This window comes from Aequorivita flava (assembly GCF_038742595.1).
In the GTDB taxonomy this organism is placed as follows: Bacteria; Bacteroidota; Bacteroidia; order Flavobacteriales; family Flavobacteriaceae; genus Aequorivita; species Aequorivita marisscotiae.
Map to the genome: position 1 here is coordinate 180682 of NZ_JBANCF010000005.1, position 18780 is coordinate 199461.

Genomic DNA, 18780 nt, shown 5'->3' on the forward strand with positions numbered 1-18780 from the left:
AATTTAAAAAGCACAAATTACGTGTAAAATATTGATAGTCAATATTTTAAATTGATGTAAAAATATATTGGGATATTGGTAGAGTAAGTGTGAAAAAACTAACTTTTTAACTCATTTTCTAGCTTTTTCAACTCCTTTTCCCAACGAATTATGGTACGGATAAGAAGGAAAAGTGCTACTGCAATTACAATTATGAAGATAATTTGAATGGGTAAAAAATCCTTTCGGAGGTTCTCAATTTCTTTCGCTTTTGCACGGGTTAAATTTAGAAGAGATTGATTGATGGTTTTTCTTTCCGAAATTTTATTGGCTTTTTTTATCGCCACATATTTATTTTGATAAAGCGTATATTTTTCCCAATTGCCAGTGGCGAGATAATTATTTGCCAATCCTTCATAAATTTCTCGGTTTAGAACAAGATCACCCACATTGCCGGAAATAGCCAAAGCATCGTTTAGTAGCGCCAAAGCTTCATTGTGATTTCCGTTTAAAGCTTCCGTTTCGGCCAATCCTTTTTTGCCAAATGCAATCAAACTTTTGGCATCATCAATTTGGGCATGTTCAATAGATTTTAGAAAACTTATCTTCGCCTGTGTAAGATCATTAATTTCCAATAAACAATTGCCCTTGTTGTAAAAACAAATACTCAAGTTGGCATGCATAATTGGTTTACGTCCAACAGTAGTGGTATAAGCTGCTATGGCTTCGTCAAAATATTTTAGAGCGATGTTGCAATTAGTCTGTTTGCGATAAATAAACCCCCGTAATATTGAGTTATACCCCAAAAAGGTTTGGACGGAATCTTGAACAGGATATTTTTCGATTAAGATCAGCGATTCATCAAGATATTCCAAAGCTTTGTCATAAATCTGAAGCTCTTGATAATGAGCGCCAATTCTATTTAGAATATTCATTTTTTGAAAATCGTTGGTAACTTGCGGGATTAGTTTGTTTATTGCCGCGATATATTCCGAAGCTTTTTCATAATCGCGCTTAGAAGAATACGCAGTAGAAATTACCAATAGTGCGTTAATCTTATTCCGAACGGTAATCTGTGGGTTATCCAGGGCTTTTGTAACAATTAAAATGGCTTCTTCCGGATTTTCATAAATTTGTTTATTTGCACTCTTTAAAATGCTATCCACATCTTTTTGCGAATGCATTATTTGAGCAAAAAGGAATATTCCTGCAAAAAATAGGATGGCACTATATTTATTCCACTTCCTCATAAACAGGTTTTGAAGATTTTTTTGAAGATTTTAATAAATCGATAAAAACAGTTGGCGATATGCCGGTAACTGCTTTAAAAACGGTAGCAAAACTACTGTGGGAAGAAAAACCGCTCTCCTCTGCCAAATAACTAATTTTATACTGAAGATACGTTCTATTGCTTTTTAACTTGTCTATAATATAATTAATACGAAGCTCATTAATGTAACTGTTGAAATTTTTTCCCTTATGCGAATTTATTACCTCCGAAAGATATTTAGTGTTTGTATCTAGGTTTGCTGCCAATAGCGCCAACGACATGTCCTGTTTGGTAAATTGTTTCGATTTTTCAAACTGGGCCAATTTGTTAACCAACGCATTTTCGGTTTCCTGCGGAATGTTGAGTCCTTTTGAAACTTCTTTTATCGGAACAATCTCTACTGGATTTTTTCTATTTTCAAAAAAGGTTAAAAACCGATTGTACTGTTTTGCTCGTCTTCGATATCGAAAACGCAGTAGGAGCCAGATAAGTATAATCAATGCCAAAAATGCCGATGATATTAGCATGTTTTTGGTAAACTTCAACTTTAAAATGTCTCTTTTGGCTGTATTGTTTTTATTTACATAATTGTAAATGGCGTTTACTGCTTGCTCTTCCGCTGTTTCAACTTCATCATCTAATTGTTGTACATTTTTTTTATAGGAATAGAATTGTGGTGTGTTTTTTAATGCCAAATAAACAGATGAAAGATTTTCCGAAATCTGCGATTGGTAAGTAATATTTTCGAACAATTTGGCAATTTGCAATGCAGTTTGGTACGATTCAATAGCTTTTGCATACTCTTGCCTTAAAAAAAACAATTCCCCCATTTTGTTTAGAACTACCATTTTTAAATAGTTGTTGGGCTGTTGCCCGCCGGTAGTTTCAAGAATTGTGTTAAGGTGGGCCTGCGCGGTATCTACGCTGTAGAGCTTTGGATATATTTCAGCAATTGAAACAATAGTTTCGTTAACCAAAACTGGATCGGGAATATTTTTAAAAAATGAGTTTGCCTGCTCAAAATACGTAAAAGCTTCCTGCCACTTGTCTTTTTCCGATGCTTGGTAGGCTTGCACCAGTGCGTTGCCACCTTTAAGATAGAGTGAATCTACTTGAGTAAGTGTCGTTGCCAAAACTTTGGTGTTTTTATAGTATTGCTGGGCCACGATATCTAAACCGAGATGGTTCAATATAGGAATTGAAGCCATGGTAGCCTGTAGTTGCATAGATACATTTGTAGATGCTTCTGCAAGTATTTTTGCTTCAACACCCGCTTTTACTGCATCTTCAAACGCGCCTTTTAAGTAATAGGCAGTGGTGTTGAGTAGGTAAGCTTTTAAAAGTTGATTGGAGTTTTCTGAATTTTGTAAAACGTGGTTTGCTATTTTAATCGATTCATCGGGTTGGGTGTACAGAATGGTTTCGGCATTTAGTAACATTTCTGCGTAATCACCATCGTTTTGCCCTATAGCATTCAATGTGAAAAAAAGCAAGAAAAACAAGTGTAAAAAAGCCCGCATTATTCAATCATATCAATGCCACAAGATACATAAAGTAAAATTTTCAACAGAATTAATAAATTTAATTTTGAATCAGTATTGTCCGATTAAAAATCATGTTTTTCCCCTACGGGACATTTGTTTAGGTGCGATCTCTTGATTATCAATATTTTGCCCAGCTGGAGCAGTATGCCGTTAGGCATTAAATATGGGTAAAAAAATAGAGCCCCGTCAATTCCTAGTCCCGTAGGGACTACATATAATATGGGGTTTTCCAGAGTTAGTCATTACTTTTATCGGACAACAATGATTTTGAATAAAAAAAACCTGTTTTTAGGAAAAACAAGGTTTTTAATATGCTACCAACGTATTTTGTTGTACTACGCTTTCGTCATCATAATTTCCATATTTTTAAATTCGTTGCCACTTGGGCCAATTTCAAACATTTCTAATTTCCGGGTGTTTTCATCTATATAGGTATATACTTGTTTCATCTGCTTTTCTTTGCCTGTCATCGGATCCATCATCGTGCCCGTAAAAGTTGTGGTTTTACTGGGAGCATCGTATTTTCCGCGCATTACCGAAATTCCGGTACCCATATTATCAATCCAAGTAGAGATGTATTCATTGCTGGCATTATCATAAGCTATGGTTGAGCGGCCTACAAATGGCATTCCCATCATTTCGCCAGTAATAGTACCCTCTTGATAGCGACCGCCCATGATCATTTTAATTTCTTCGGTTGCAGTTGCTTTTTCGGGCGGCGCATCGGGGCCCATCCAAAAGGTGAGTTCATCATTCCACGTACCTACATCGGCCGCCATTCTTTCGTGTTGTTCCCCAGGCGTCATATAAGCTTCCCAAGCTTTTTGCATTGCCACGGAATCCATTGTAATTTCTGGCATTTCGGGTTCTTCTGTTACAACGCTGTCTATTTCAACTGAGTTATCAGCTTCCATCGAATCCTTCGTTTCATTTTTGCAAGAAGCAAAACATAGTACAAATACAGATACTATTAAAAATAGATTTTTCATAATGTTAAAATTTAAGTTGTTGATTTAAAAGCTAAGTTATGAAAAAAGCAGGAAAAATGACGCTTATTAATTTGATTATTAGTGGATTGTGTAGAAGTTTAAAATGAGTTATTGTGAAGAATTTTTAACGAGATAAAAATTTCCGAAGAAAAATTTTATTTATTTCTTTCGCACAAAGATGGCAACCACCGCAGCCGTAACAATCCCAAAGCCCAACGCCCCTATAGCAGATTGCCACATATAGCTGTTTATGTTAAAATAATCATTAGCCTTGGTTCGGGTCATTAAATCATTGGTCACCGAATATTCAATTACGTTATTAAAATATTCGGGCGTAATATAATTATGGGTTATATATTGCGCCACGGGCGAAAGTAGCGCCACGAAAACACTTAGAATAATCCCCGATATAAAACCTTGTAGCCATGTTAATTTTCCGTTATAAACCCGTCTTCTTTTTTCGCGCATTTCTAAGAGATAAAGCAAAATAGCGAAAGGAGCAAATAGCATAGTAAGCCACCAATGGTCGGCAATCTGCTCTTCGTGCCATCCAAGCGTTTTTTCGAGCAGCATCCAACAGAGCATTGCAATTGTAAAGATAAAGGCCCATTTAAATTCAATATATATTTTGCGCATATGTAATTTAGTTTGCGGTGAATTTTATACCCATTAAAGATACCTTTTTAAATCTAAAAAATCCCGAAGCATTTGCTTCGGGATTTATAAATTTTGTTAAAACTACAAAACTGTGTTAACTAAAAAATCTTAGGTCCTAAGGTTATTCATCAACCAAAACCCAATCTCCTTTGTCTAATAGCGGAATTGCTTGTTTAAATTTCATCGTTTTGTTTTCGCCGCTCATAACGTGCTTAATGGTAACCTTATCATTACGATTAATTTTTGGACGTTCGCGTACAATGGTTTCCGTTACCTGTTGGTGTTGTGATTGTGTATTGCCAGCGGCACGAGATTGGGCTGCACGCTCATCCATGTTTGGTATTTCGTCCTTTTGCTCGCTTAAGTTTTCTTTTCGTTTTACCTCTCTTGCTTCCTGTATTTGCTGCTGGTTTTCCTGTGGAAGCTCACCTTTGAAAAGGAAAGAAATAACGTCTTTATTTACCTTTTCAATCATCGCCTTAAAAAGCTCAAAAGCTTCAAATTTATAAATAAGCAAGGGGTCTTTCTGCTCGTGAACCGCAAGTTGAACGGATTGTTTTAACTCGTCCATCTTGCGAAGGTGGGTTTTCCAAGCATCGTCAATAATGGCTAAAGTGATATTTTTTTCAAAATCATTTACCAGTTGTTTTCCTTCGGTTTCGTACGCTTTTTCCAGGTCGGTGGCAACATTTAACGTTTTTACACCATCTGTAAACGGAACTAGGATTCTTTTGTATTTATCTTTTTGGGTTTCATAAACATTCTTAATTACCGGATAAGCCATTTCAGCATTGCGCGCCATCTTGTTCTGATAGTGAACATAAGCGGCTTTATAAACCTTTCCGGCTATTTCACGGGCATCCATTTTTTCAAATTCTTTTTCGGAAATAGGGGAGCTCATGGAGAAGAACCTAATCAACTCAAATTCAAAGTTTTTATAATCCTGCGCCATTTTATTGCTCTCGGCAACAACTTCGGCAGTATCAAAAATCATATTCGCGATATCTACACGAAGACGGTCTCCAAATAGGGCGTGGAAACGGCGTTTGTAAACCACCTCGCGCTGCGCATTCATTACATCATCATATTCCAATAATCGCTTACGGATCCCAAAGTTATTTTCCTCTACCTTTTTCTGCGCACGTTCAATAGATTTTGAAATCATGCTGTGCTGGATAACTTCGCCTTCCTTAAGACCCATACGGTCCATCATTTTGGCAATTCGCTCACTTCCGAAAAGACGCATCAAGTTGTCTTCCAATGAAACGTAAAATTGTGAACTTCCCGGATCGCCCTGACGACCACTACGACCGCGCAACTGCCTGTCTACACGGCGGCTATCGTGGCGCTCGGTACCCACAATGGCAAGTCCGCCTGCATCTTTAACTTCTTTGCTCAGTTTAATATCCGTACCACGACCCGCCATGTTTGTGGCTATGGTTACGATTCCACTTTTTCCTGCTTCGGCTACAATATCTGCCTCGCGTTTGTGGAGTTTTGCGTTCAAAACATTGTGCGGAATATTTCGCAAACTCAACATTCTGCTGAGTAATTCTGAAATTTCTACGGAAGTGGTACCAATTAAAACAGGTCTTCCCGCTTTTGAAAGTGCTACCACCTCTTCGCCAACGGCGTTATATTTTTCTCTTTTTGTTTTGTAGATTTTATCTTCTCGGTCAAATCGCGCAATGGGGCGGTTAGTAGGAATTTCAACTACATCTAGTTTGTAGATTTCCCAAAGCTCGCCAGCCTCTGTTACTGCAGTACCCGTCATCCCTGAGAGTTTGCGGTACATTCTAAAGTAATTTTGAAGTGTAATTGTAGCGAAGGTCTGCGTCATGGCTTCAATTTTCACATCCTCTTTTGCTTCAATTGCTTGATGAAGACCGTCACTGTAGCGGCGGCCATCCATAATACGACCCGTTTGCTCATCCACGATCATTACCTTGTTCTCCATCACCACATATTGATCGTCTTTTTCAAAAAGCGTATAGGCTTTTAAAAGTTGGTTCATTGTGTGGATACGCTCACTTTTCACAGAAAAATCGCGAAAAAGTTCTTCTTTTTCTGCAACTTCCTCTTCTGTTGAAAGTTCCTTGCTTTCAATTTTTGCAATTTCACTTCCAATTTCTGGCATAATAAAGAAATCTGGATCGCCTTCGCCTGAGAGATAGTCAATTCCTTTATCGGTAAGATCTATTTGGTTGTTTTTTTCGTCTATTACAAAATAAAGTTCGGCGTCAACTTTTGGCATTTCGCGGTTGTTGTCGCTCATGTAATGATTTTCGGTTTTTTGAAGAATTTGCTTTACACCTTCTTCCGAAAGGTATTTTATAAGAGCCTTATTTTTCGGCAAACCGCGGAAAACACGAAGCAATTGAAAACCACCTTCTTTATGATCGCCTTCTTTAATTAGTTTTTTGGCTTCGGCTAAAACGCCGGTTAGATATTTTTTTTGAACCTCAACAATAGCGTTTATTTTAGGCTTCAATTCGTTAAACTCGTGGCGATCGCCTTCAGGCACGGGGCCCGAAATAATTAGCGGTGTACGTGCGTCATCAATTAAAACCGAATCTACCTCATCTACAATAGCGTAGTGGTGTGGTCGCTGAACAAGATCGTCCGGCGAATGGGCCATATTATCGCGCAGATAATCAAAACCAAATTCGTTATTGGTTCCATAAGTAATGTCGGAAAGGTATGCTTTTCTTCGCGCTGCCGAATTGGGGCGGTGATTGTCTATACAATCTACTGTCATTCCGTGAAACTCAAATAAAGGTGCCATCCATGCACTATCACGTTTTGCAAGATAATCGTTTACCGTTACCAGGTGTACCCCGTTTCCGGCGAGGGCATTTAGGTACATTGGCAGGGTAGCTACCAAGGTTTTACCTTCACCCGTTTGCATCTCGGCTACTTTTCCTTCGTGAAGAGCAACCCCTCCAATTAGCTGAACGTCGTAATGTACCATATCCCAAGTAATGGGCTTTCCTGCGGCATCCCAAGAGTTTTTCCAAATGGCTTTATCGTCTTCTAGGGTTACATAGTCTTTATCTGCAGAAATTTCACGGTCAAATGGGCTGGCCGTTACGGTAATTGTTTCGTTGTTTTTAAAGCGTTTGGCAGTTTCTTTCATTACTGCAAAAGCTTCGGGAAGTATTTTGTTAAGTGTTACTTTTTCAATTTCGTAGCGATCGTCCTTAAGTTTGTCTATTTGATTGTAGAATTCTTCTTTTTTATTGATATCCTGCTCGGTTTCAGATTGTTTTTCCAGGGCATCAATCTGGTCTTGAATTTCTTTTTGAGCGTCTTTTATTTCTTTTCTGAAGTAATCTGATTTGGCTCGCAGTTCATCGTGGGAAAGTTTTTCAATTGTAGATTCAAACTTTTTTACTTCGTTCACCAGCGGCTGTATTTGGCCAATATCTTTTTTTGATTTATCGCCAACAAAAACTTTTAATACATTATCTAATATTCCCATGATGTGTTTTATTTTGATGTGTTGCAGCGCAGCACCAATTTGTCAATTCTATTTATTTTTACCACGAATACACGAATGTTAATAGCCAATTTTTCGTAAATTCTTGGTTTTTTTTGAATTTTTCAATTTTTTTGAAAAACTCACTTTATAATTTATTTCCGTGAATACATTTGTGATTAACCGTTTAATTGGTGTATTCGCCGTTTAATTTTTCAATACATTTTAAATAAAAAAAAGCCTCATAAAAGAGACTTTTTGTATTATTTTTAAATGTTTCCCAAAACCTTGGGATTAATATTCATCCTCGTTCCAAAGATAATCGTCGTCTGTGGGGTAGTCTGCCCAGATCTCTTCAATAGAGTCATAAGAGTCGCCCTCGTCTTCAATTGCCTGAAGGTTTTCCACTACTTCTAGTGGAGCACCGGTCCTGATCGCGTAATCAATCAATTCGTCTTTGGTTGCGGGCCAGGGTGCATCGCTTAAATAGGATGCTAATTCTAATGTCCAGTACATAGCACTTTAGGTTTTAATTTTCTGCAAAAGTAATTTTTTAGATCAAAAAGTCAAGTAAAATCTCAATTATTTCTGCTATATTTTAAAGAACGTTTTTTGTTAGCTGATAGTCAGTTAGTTGCAAAACAGCTTGTTTATAAGTTATTTTTTAAAAACTCGTGTTTTACTTAAATCTAACTAATATTAGTAACAGATAATTAATAACTTACAATTTCTTTGGAATCCATTGCGTTTCTTCTGCGTTTGTGTCTTTAGACAACTTTCGTGCCAGCACAAATAGGTAGTCAGATAGTCTGTTTAAATATTTTATAACTAGTTCGTTTACTGGTTCCTTTTCATTTAAAAGGGTAATCCGGCGTTCGGCACGACGACATACGGTACGGGCAATGTGACAAGATGACACAACCGGATTTCCTCCGGGAAGCACAAAATGGGTTATCTCTGGCAAGGCCTCGTTCATAGCATCCATTTCTGTTTCCAGAAGTAAAATGTCTTCCTCCTCAACTTTTGGAATATTGAGGCGTTCCTTTCCACTTTTTAGAATGGCCTTGTTGGGGTCTGTCGCCAAGGTAGAACCTATGGTAAAAAGTATATTCTGAATTTGTATTACTATTTTTTTACTATGATCGTCTATGGCGTGGCTGCGTATCATCCCGAGGTTGGCATTAAGTTCGTCAACAGTGCCGTAACTTTCAATACGGATGTTGTGCTTAGGAACCCGTGTGCCGCCGAAAAGGGCAGTAGTGCCTGCATCGCCGGTTTTGGTGTATATTTTCATTTTAGGTATGAGGTTTTAGACAAATTTACAAATAACACAATTAATGGATGGACTAAAAAATTATTTATTAATCGGGTTAAAGTGAAGAAAATTATTTCTTAAATTGTTACATATTTTCAAGTACTTCGGATAGGCTAAGGTGTAGGACTTTTACAATTATGCCAATAGGAACAACGAGTATCAATACGCCTGTGTAGTGCAATTGCCTACCGCCCACTTTCTTTTTCCCGTTCCTTTTTCCGCTCGTAGTAACTGCTTCGGAAATTTCTGTTGCGACGCGCCTTTTGGTTTGAAGCGTTGCGTTTGTTCCAAAAATAGAGAATGGCAAGTAGCAGGATTCCGCCAATGATTAAAACGATGGGGTTTGAAAGATCAAAATTCATACTTCAAAGATAAAGTTTGAAACGGGAAGGGCGAAATTAAAAGAATATTTTTCAACTCAGGACTTACCAACTAATACTTCCTTTTTCGTGTCGCTCTCTACCATTCCGTCGCGAAGCCTAATTATTCTGTGGGCATTCTCGGCAATTTCTTCTTCGTGGGTTACAAGAATTACCGTATTGCCCGCTTGGTGAATTTCATTAAATAGATTCATTATTTCATCCGAAGTTTTTGAATCTAAATTGCCTGTTGGCTCATCGGCCAAAATAATAGATGGTTTATTTACTAAGGCTCTGCCAACAGCCACACGTTGCCGTTGTCCGCCGGAAAGTTGGTTTGGCTTGTGGTCCATCCTATCTGCCAGTCCCACATCTGTTAATACTTGTTTGGCACGTGCGGTGCGTTCGCTTTTTGAGGCGCCTGCATAGATCATTGGCAAAGCCACATTTTCGAGCGCTGTGGTTCGGGGCAGTAAATTAAACGTTTGAAAAACGAAGCCTATTTCCTTATTTCTTATTTCAGCCAATTCGTCATCGGTCATATTGCTCACATCCTTGCCATTTAGCTCGTAGCTGCCAGAAGTAGGCGTGTCTAAACAACCCAAAAGATTCATTAATGTAGATTTTCCCGAGCCAGATGGCCCCATTAATGCTACGTATTCGCCGCGATTAATATCGAGGTCTATTCCTTTTAAAACTTTTACCACTTCATTTCCTAGTGGAAAATCACGGGTTATTTTTCTAATTTTAATCAATAAACTCATAGTCCTCTAAATTTCCAAAAAAGAAATTTTTTAAATTAATAGTGCTTGTAAGACGCAAAGATACATGGGTTGTTACAAATTAAATTTAAAGCCTTTGTTTTAAAGTGAAAGAATTGTTTTGCCTATAAATACTACTTAATGCGAATTATAAAATGTTGTTTAGGCTGTTCCTTCCTAAAAAATACCAAACCCCATTGAAAGGTATCGATACTTACTGTAACTTTTGTATTTGCAATAATTTGTTGCCATGCAGCCGTCATCTCTTTGCTCCAATAAATATCGTCAAAAATTATAAGAGAGTCGTTGTGAACATTGTTTAAAAGCGAATTGAAATACTGCAAAGTACGCTCTCCGTTATGGTCGCCGTCAATAAATACTAAATCGTATTTAACCATTTTATTTTCAAAAAGAAAATCTTTAAACAACATCTCGTTAATCTGAATATTGTGCAGATTAAATTTTTCAAAATATTGCTGCGCTTTCCCAAGGGTATTTGGGCAACCGTCCACCGTATTAATTGCGGCAAATTCATTGGCGAGCGAAAGCGCAACCGTACCAAGGCCCAAGGAGGTTCCAAGTTCTAAAATATTTTCACTTTTAAGATATTTCGCCAAGCGGAAAAGTAATTTTTGCCGCTTTTTTTTCATACCAGCATTTTTAACTACTGCCGAAACCTTTCGGGCATTGCCTTTAAACACGCGCGAACCTTGGCCAAAATCCTTCATTTCTACCTTCGTGGTATCTTGCCTCAGGGCTTGGCGGTGTTTTTTTAAAATTTCGTATTCAGGGTATTTCGCTTTATCGTTAAAACACTGCGTCACCAAATCGAATACAAACGGCGAATGTACGCCATGCTTATTCTTGGAGAGCCGAATAAATTTTATATAACTTTTTGATTGATGTATCATAATTTTGAATTTTTTTAATTCAGAATTATTCCATCTTTGCCGAAAGCTCAAACCAACGCTCTTCCTTTGCTTCAATGGTATCTATAATTTCCTGAAGTTTTATAGATTGCTTGTCAATTTCGGGGCCGTCCCAGTTTTCGGTTGCGAACTTGTTTTGCAGTTCTTCGCGATTTTTTTCAAGATTTGCTATTTCCTTTTCCAGTTTATTGTATTCCTTTTGTTCGTTATAGGTTAGCTTTACCGGACTGGCGTCTTGTTTCCAATCTTTTTTAACTTTGGGTGCGCTTTCGCTCGCCTCGCGTTTTTCTTGAATATTACTGTCTTCATACGCCCTAAAATCTGAATAGTTTCCGGGAAAATCTTCTATTTCTGCATTGCCTCTAAATACAAACAAATGATCTACAATTTTATCCATAAAATAGCGGTCGTGGCTCACTACTAACAGACAGCCGGGAAAGTCTAACAGGAAACTTTCCAACACATTTAACGTTACAATATCTAAATCGTTTGTGGGCTCATCGAGAATTAAAAAGTTAGGGTTTTTAATTAAAACCGTACATAAATAAAGTCGTTTTCGTTCTCCGCCGCTAAGCTTTTCTACAAAGTCGTATTGCTTTTTGGGGTCGAAAAGAAAACGTTCCAACAGTTGCGATGCCGATATTATCCTTCCTTTTTTTAGCGGAATATATTCGCCGTATTCCTTTATAACATCTATAACTTTTTGGCCATCCTTAATATTTAGTCCTGCTTGGGTGTAGTAACCAAATTTTACGGTTTCGCCAATAATAACTTTCCCAGAATCTGGTTTTAAGGCACCAGTTAAAATATTTAGAAATGTAGATTTTCCTGTTCCGTTTTTCCCGATAATTCCTACGCGTTCGCCACGATTAAAATTATATTCAAATTTATCGAGCATCTGTTTGTCGCCAAATGATTTCGAAATTTTATGCAACTCCACCACTTTGGTGCCCATTCGCTCCATATTTAGTTCCAATTGTACTTGATGGTCGTTTCGGCGTTTGTTGGCGCGTTCTTTTATTTCGTGAAAATCGTCTATTCGGCTTTTGCTTTTTGTGGTTCTAGCTTTGGGTTGGCGGCGCATCCAGTCCAATTCTTTTTTAAAAAGTTGCTTTGCCTTGCCGGTTTCGGTCGCTTCGTTTTCAATGCGGGCCTCACGCTTTTCCAGGTAGTAACTGTAATTTCCCTTGTAACTGTAAAGCGTTCCCTCGTCTAATTCTACAATTTCGTTGCAGACGCGTTCCAAAAAGTAACGGTCGTGTGTAACCATAAACAAGGTGAAATTTTCTTTCGCAAAAAGATTTTCCAGCCATTCAATCATTTCTAAATCTAAATGGTTGGTAGGCTCATCCATTATTAACAAATCTGGCGTAGTTAATAGGGCATTTGCCAAAGCCAACCGTTTTTTTTGTCCACCGCTAAGTGTTGAAACTTTCGCGTGCAAGTCTTCCATTTTAAGTTTGAAAAGAATCTGTTTGTACCGCGTTTCAAAATCCCAAGCGTGATGCGCTTCCATGGCGTCAAAGGCTTTTTGGTATGCTTCGGAATCCTCCGGATTTTCAATGGCCCGCTCGTAATTCTCAATAATTTTAAGAATGGGGTTGTCTGAAGAAAAGATAGTTTGTTCTACCGTTTGTGCGGGGTCTAAATCGGGTTCCTGCGGTAAATAAGCAATTTTTAAGCCTTTTCGGCTCACAACATTGCCGGAGTCGGCGGTGTCGTTTCCCGCAATTATATTGAGTAAGGATGTTTTTCCCGTACCGTTTTTGGCTACAAAACCTATTTTTTGTCCTTCATTTATTCCGAAGGAAATATTTTGAAACAAAGGTTTCATCCCGAAGGATTTAGATATGTTTTCTACTGAAAGGTAATTCACAATTTGTATTTTCCGCAAATGTAGTGAATATGTTAGAGCATTTGTACATTTAGAAACCTCGGAAGAGTGCCAAACAACTATGTGGTGTGCAAAACCACTTCAATTTAATGAATTTCTGTATTTTCACGCCTATTATACCAAAATTGTACTTTCCAGTAATAGGGTTTACCTTCGTAGATTTAATTCTGAAAGCGATAAATATAAAAAGAGATCCGCTTGTTTCATCACATTCATCCATACCCGCCGTATATTCCAAAGACAGCTACCAAATTAATTGTGGGTACCTTGCCGCCCCCTCGTTTTACCACAGGTAATTTAAAAGAAGGCGATGTAGATTTTTGCTACGGAAGTAGAGACGGACAATTATGGACAATTCTCGATAAAATTTTCAATTTAAATCTGAAATTTGAAACTACTGCCGAAGCCATTGCGCAACGGGAGCATTTTCTTATTAAAAGAGGCATAGGCATTTGCGATATGGTAGCTTCGGCAAAACGTGAAAAAGTAGATGCTTCAGACATAGGAATGTTGGATGTAGAGCTACGTGATTTGGTTGCCGTTCTTCAGCAAAACCCTAAAATTGATACGCTTCTTTTTACAGGAGGCAACAGTAAAAATGGTCCGGAATATTTCTTTCGAAGAAGTTTGAAGGCGTATAATATTTCTTTAAAAGTGGTTTCAAACAAAGTACCGAGAATTCACCAATTTCAACTTCCTAAAGACGGTAGAATTATAAAAACCGTTTCGTTAATTGCGCCTTCGGGCGCTGCAAATAGGGCGGTGGGTAGTTTGGATTCGTATAAAAAAATGAAGGCTGAATTTCCTGAGAAAACAACAATTGATTTTCGGGTAGAGCAGTATCGGCCTTTTTTTTAAAACGATTTACGGAGCTGTGAAATTAAAAATTTGCAGGGGTGCGTTATTGCTGACCACTACATACATTTCGTTTCCGTTGATGTTTATGGCTTTCATATTTTTTGAATCGCTGTCTATAAAAGGCGCGTATTCTTTTGAATAGGTAAAACCGCCTTTTCCATCGCCCAATAAAACATAGCCGTAATTGCTGTCGTAACGGATGGTTTCCACTTCGGCGTCATAAATAGCGCCAACGCCCATTATATCTAGGTTGCCATCGTTATTAAAATCGCGCGAAATAAAGGAAAGCGTTGGGCCTAGCTGGGCTTCGTTTGGCAGTTTTTTTACTTGAAATTTTCCGCCGCCAAGATTTTCTGCGTACATGCTTTCAAAATTGTGGCTGGTTAATTTAAAAGCTTCTTTAAGCTGTTCTTTGCCGTAAATACCTACCATATCTAGCGTAGAAAATTCCTTGAAGCTTTTTATTTTATCGAGCAGAAATGGATTTTGCTGGCTGCTGCATTCTTTTCCGCGAACAGGTACTATTCTTCCGTCGTTAATTTTACTCATAGCGACGTCAAAACTACCGTTGTTATCAAAGTCTTTTGCGTAAATAAACAGGGGTTTTTCTGCGGAAGGGTGAAATTTATTATTACCGCCAATATTGCCAAAAACATAATCTTCATCGCCGTCGCCGTCAAAATCTGCGGCAGTTACGGTAAACCACCATCCTTCGGTATTTTCAAAGCCTGCAATGTTTTCATTTTTGGTGAAATTTCCATTATTGTTAGTGAAAATGGTTGGCGCCATCCACTCGCCAGTGATCAACAAGTCTAAGTCATTATCGTTGTCATAATCGGTAAAAATTGCTTCAGAAATCATCCCTATTTCTTTAAGTGAAGGGTTTTCTTTGGTGGCATCTTTAAAAATTCCATTTTCGTTTTTAAGAAGATAGGAGCGTGGGGAAAGCGGATATTTTCTGGGAACAACATTTCCACCAACAAACAAATCCAGGTCGCCATCGCCATCGTAATCTGCAGCAACAACACTTTTGCTGGACACTAACATTGCGGGCAAAGCTTCTTTTTTATAAGTGAAATTTCCGTTGCCGTCATTTATAAAAAGTCTGTCCTGTAAAAGCGGACTGTTTTCATCGAGCTCGTAGCCAGCGCTTGCAAGGTAGAGGTCTAAGTCACCATCGGCATCGGCATCAAAAAAGAGGGCGTTTGCATCTTCAAATTTTGCGTTGTTTTTCCATAGCGCTTCGTTTGTTTTTGTGAAGCTGCCGTCGGGTTTTTGAATGTACATGGCGGCTTCGGCTCCCGCGGCATTTCCTACAAAGAAATCGTCTAAACCATCATTATTAACGTCGGCCACGGCAAGGCCACTACCTTTGGTTGATTGCTTTTGCGGGATGAGGAGTTGAAGCGAAAAATCGTCAAAATCATTCTCTTTCTGCTCGTAATCAATCCCGATACTTGTAGGATCTAAACTAATTTTTTTTGACACCGGACTTTTATACGTCACCGTGCCTACAATTGCCGTGTTATAATCTATATTGAGCATTTGGTTGCTGGATATATTGTTCAGTTTTGATATTTTACCATCGGGCCATTGTACTATCACTTCATCAATTTGTTCGTTTTTTCCGAGCCCAAAATGTAGCACATCCGAAACTGACGATTGATACCCACGGGTAAGATATAATTGCTGTAATTGAATGGTGTCGCCTTTTTTCACATAAACTTTTGCGCCAATTCCTAATGAATTCTTGCTTGGGCCTTTAAGTTTTACTTGTAAGTAATTAGTGTTGGCATTGTTTCGGTATATGCCCACTTCGTCATCTATGTTGTTTACAATAAGGTCTAAATCGCCATCGTTGTCAAGGTCGGCATAAACGGCACCGTTGGAGAAAGTTGGGTCTTCCAGCCCCCATTCTTTAATTGTTTTAGTAAAAGTGAGGTCGCCATTATTTTTAAAAATATAATTGTCTAGCTTTTGGTAGGGCAACATATTCGTAACGGCTTCGATAGTCATGGCCTCTCCATTGGCATTTTTTTCTTTTAAAGCACTCCTGAAATCTTGGTTGGCGTAATCTTTATAAACTCCATTGGAGACAAAAATATCTTTCAGCCCATCGTTATCAAAATCTGCAATAAGTGGAGCCCAGCTCCAATCTGTTTTTACAATGCCGCTAAACTGTGCAGTTTCTTGAAACTTACCATTGCCGTTATTGTAATGCAATAGGTTTGCCATATAGGCATGGTGATACCCCACTTCTACCATTTTTAAAAAATTGGAAGTGCTCATAGAAGCCATGTTTTGTTTGCCTCTGGCATAATTTTCTGCCAACATATCTAAGGTTATTAAATCTGGGTAGAGGTCATTATTGAGGTCGGCATAATCAGAGCCCATACTATTAAAAGATATGTGGTTAATGCGACTATTAATTTCGTTTTTAAAGGTGCCATCTTTTTGATTGATGTACATAGCATCTGGTTCAAGAAAATCATTTGAAACATAAATATCGTCCCACCCATCATTATTAAAATCTCCAATAGCGCTAGCAAGCCCCCAGGTTTTGTTGTATAATCCTGCTTCTCCAGTTACTTTGGTAAAAATTGTGCCGTCATTTCGATAGAGTTGATCGCTGGTAATTTCTTCGATATTTCGTTGAATTTCGCCACTTATTTTGATGTTGTTTTTAAAGTCGTATCGATAGTTTACAACGTATATATCTAGGTCTCCATCTTTGTCATAGTCTAACTGGTAAATTTGAGTTGTATAGCCGGGGTCGTCTAAGCCCCATTTTTTTGCTTCTTCCTTGAAAGTGCCGTTTTGTAGGTTTACGAATAAAAGGTTTCGTCTGGCGGCGTCGTCTTTTAATGAACCAGCTTTTGAAACGTATATATCCAGCCATCCATCATTATTTATATCTAACATGGTAACGCCCGTTGAAAACCCTTTGTAATCTTCGGTTTTTGAAGAAGTTGTTATATCTTCAAAATTAAGGCTGCCCTTATTCTTATAGAGTTTATTGGGGCCAAAATTAGAAACCAGATAGATGTCTTGAAGTCCATCATTATCAATATCGCCAACGGCAACTCCAGCTCCAGCATATATATAAGGGTAATTTAAAAAGTTAAAATCTAAATCTTGCTTTATTACATTTTTAAATTTTAATTGGGAACTTTTAGAAGAAACTTTTGAGTATAGAGTACTAGCATTGTCGGTATATTTTGCGTTTTCTGTCTTTTTTTGATGTTGGGAACAGGAAAATAAAACAGTAGCTAAAAAAAGAATAGCAAAAAGTGTTTTCATAATAAAATAAATTAACTCGCTTATAGACAATTGCTTAAGGAGTGCATAAAAAAATTGTTTCTTGGTTTGTAAAATGAATCTTTAAATATAGTGAATTTTAGTTTTGGGAATAATTTGTCTTCTATCATAAATAATGCTATTTTTAACGACTTATTAACTAAATAGTATGAATATTTATTAATTTAAAACAATCAATTTATGAAGAAAATTACCCTCACGCTCTTACTGTTATTTTTTACGGTTGGGAGTGTATTTAGTCAATGTATTGGTACTTCGCAGTATCTTACTAAAACGGCCAATAACGATGGAAGCGTCCAGAGTATTACCACCTGTAATTTCGGGGGGGAATACACTCGAGTAAACGGACTTATTATTGGTAGTAATTATGAATTTACTTCCACTAACGGGTATTTAACCATTACCGATTTAACCAACAATGTACTTGGTTTCGGAGTATCTCCTGTAGTGGTTAATGCAATGTCGGTTACCTCTATTAGAATCCACTTGCATTCTAGCCCGGCACCAAGTTGTGGTACGGCTTCAACCTGCCTCAACGCTACTTTACAAAACCTAACACCTCCACCGCCACCGGCAAATGATCTTTGCTCAGGTGCATTCGAAATAACGGGCGATGGAACTGTGGCGGGAACAACGCTTCTTGCTACTGTAGATTCTCCTGGAACTTGTAATAGTGTATCTGTTACAGCTCCTGGCGTATGGTATTACTTTGACGATGTTAGTGGTTCTGGTTCAGCTGTTACCATTAACACGTGTTCTGCTGTAGGTTATGATACCAGACTTTCTGTATATTCTGGCACTTGTGGCACTTTAATTTGTGAAACTGCTAATGACGATATGACTCCAGCTTGCCCAAGTGGTTCTTTCCGTAGTGAAGTAACATTTAATACCGATGGTTCATCTAGGTATTATGTATTGGTGCACGGTTTTAGTTCTAATGCAGGTGATTTTGAATTAAATATCTCTGGTTTTCCAGTATTATCTACAGGTAATCCACCAACCATAGTGTGTCCTGCAAACATTACGGCTAACAATGACCCTGGAACCTGTGGCGCTGTAGTAAACTTTGCGGGTGTTGCATTTGACGATGAAGATGGCAACATCTCTGGCGATATTGTTGCTACACCTGCAAGCGGAAGTGTTTTTCCAGTAGGTGATACTATGGTTACACTTTCGGTTACCGATAGCGATGGCAATACTGAAACTTGCGATTTTATGGTTACTGTACTTGACGATGAAGATCCTGTGGCAGTTTGCCAGGATATTACAATAGACCTTGACCCAACAACCGGTATGGCAACAATTACCCCTGCCGATCTAGATAACGGATCTACCGATAACTGCGCCATAACAGCTATGACATTAGACGTATCTTCGTTTGACTGTTCAATGGTTGGCGCAAATACCGTAACGATGACCGTTACCGATG

General features: G+C 38.1%; 14 protein-coding genes. 2 read left to right on the forward strand and 12 right to left on the reverse strand.

The features are described from left to right. Positions 1 to 98: 98 nt before the first annotated feature. From VZD24_RS08710 to VZD24_RS08760, 11 genes are all read right to left on the reverse strand, one after another. Positions 99 to 1229 (reverse strand): tetratricopeptide repeat protein, encoded by a 1131-nt coding sequence (locus VZD24_RS08710; protein ID WP_279447199.1) that lies wholly within the window; start codon positions 1227 to 1229, stop codon positions 99 to 101. Beyond that, a complete protein-coding gene (locus VZD24_RS08715; protein ID WP_342687434.1) occupies positions 1213 to 2742 on the reverse strand; it encodes a helix-turn-helix domain-containing protein in 1530 nt (509 codons plus the stop codon). Before VZD24_RS08715 ends, VZD24_RS08710 begins: the two co-directional genes overlap by 17 nt. 386 nt (positions 2743 to 3128) lie before the next feature. Next, positions 3129 to 3782, reverse strand: a complete 654-nt coding sequence (locus VZD24_RS08720; RefSeq protein ID WP_279447201.1) for a DUF1579 domain-containing protein — start codon at positions 3780 to 3782, stop codon at positions 3129 to 3131. Between the two features lie 159 nt (positions 3783 to 3941). Next, positions 3942 to 4418, reverse strand: a complete 477-nt coding sequence (locus tag VZD24_RS08725; protein ID WP_279447202.1) for a DUF4199 domain-containing protein — start codon at positions 4416 to 4418, stop codon at positions 3942 to 3944. Positions 4419 to 4560: 142 nt separating this feature from the next. Next, the gene (secA, locus tag VZD24_RS08730) at positions 4561 to 7920 is read right to left on the reverse strand and encodes a preprotein translocase subunit SecA (protein WP_342687435.1); all 3360 of its coding nucleotides are present in this window, start codon (positions 7918 to 7920) and stop codon (positions 4561 to 4563) included. A 291-nt stretch (positions 7921 to 8211) separates the two neighbouring features. After that, positions 8212 to 8433, reverse strand: coding sequence for a DUF2795 domain-containing protein (locus tag VZD24_RS08735; protein WP_014782927.1), 222 nt, complete (start codon positions 8431 to 8433; stop codon positions 8212 to 8214). A gap of 205 nt (positions 8434 to 8638) precedes the next feature. Then, positions 8639 to 9211, reverse strand: a complete 573-nt coding sequence (locus VZD24_RS08740; protein ID WP_279447204.1) for a cob(I)yrinic acid a,c-diamide adenosyltransferase — start codon at positions 9209 to 9211, stop codon at positions 8639 to 8641. A 206-nt stretch (positions 9212 to 9417) separates the two neighbouring features. Further along, entirely contained in the window at positions 9418 to 9594 is a 177-nt protein-coding gene (locus tag VZD24_RS08745; protein ID WP_342687436.1) for a hypothetical protein, read from the reverse strand. 56 nt (positions 9595 to 9650) lie between these two features. After that, positions 9651 to 10355 carry an ABC transporter ATP-binding protein gene (locus tag VZD24_RS08750; protein ID WP_342687437.1) on the reverse strand — a complete coding sequence of 235 codons (705 nt, stop codon included), beginning with the start codon at positions 10353 to 10355 and terminating at the stop codon, positions 9651 to 9653. A gap of 131 nt (positions 10356 to 10486) precedes the next feature. After that, positions 10487 to 11263 carry an O-methyltransferase gene (locus VZD24_RS08755; protein ID WP_279447207.1) on the reverse strand — a complete coding sequence of 259 codons (777 nt, stop codon included), beginning with the start codon at positions 11261 to 11263 and terminating at the stop codon, positions 10487 to 10489. A 25-nt stretch (positions 11264 to 11288) separates the two neighbouring features. Then, positions 11289 to 13157 carry an ABC-F family ATP-binding cassette domain-containing protein gene (locus tag VZD24_RS08760; RefSeq protein ID WP_279447208.1) on the reverse strand — a complete coding sequence of 623 codons (1869 nt, stop codon included), beginning with the start codon at positions 13155 to 13157 and terminating at the stop codon, positions 11289 to 11291. Positions 13158 to 13373: 216 nt separating this feature from the next. Here VZD24_RS08760 and VZD24_RS08765 point away from each other — a divergent pair, with 216 nt between their 5' ends. Further along, on the forward strand, positions 13374 to 14033 hold the full coding sequence (locus VZD24_RS08765) for a uracil-DNA glycosylase family protein (RefSeq protein WP_279447209.1): 660 nt from the start codon (positions 13374 to 13376) through the stop codon (positions 14031 to 14033). A gap of 6 nt (positions 14034 to 14039) precedes the next feature. Here the strand turns inward: VZD24_RS08765 and VZD24_RS08770 are convergent, their stop codons facing one another. Further along, complete coding sequence (locus VZD24_RS08770) at positions 14040 to 17333, reverse strand: VCBS repeat-containing protein (protein ID WP_342687438.1); 3294 nt, start codon at positions 17331 to 17333, stop codon at positions 14040 to 14042. 198 nt (positions 17334 to 17531) lie between these two features. Between VZD24_RS08770 and VZD24_RS08775 the strand changes: the two genes are divergently transcribed. Further along, on the forward strand, positions 17532 to 18780 hold a 1249-nt coding region (locus VZD24_RS08775), incomplete at its 3' end, for an HYR domain-containing protein (protein WP_342687439.1).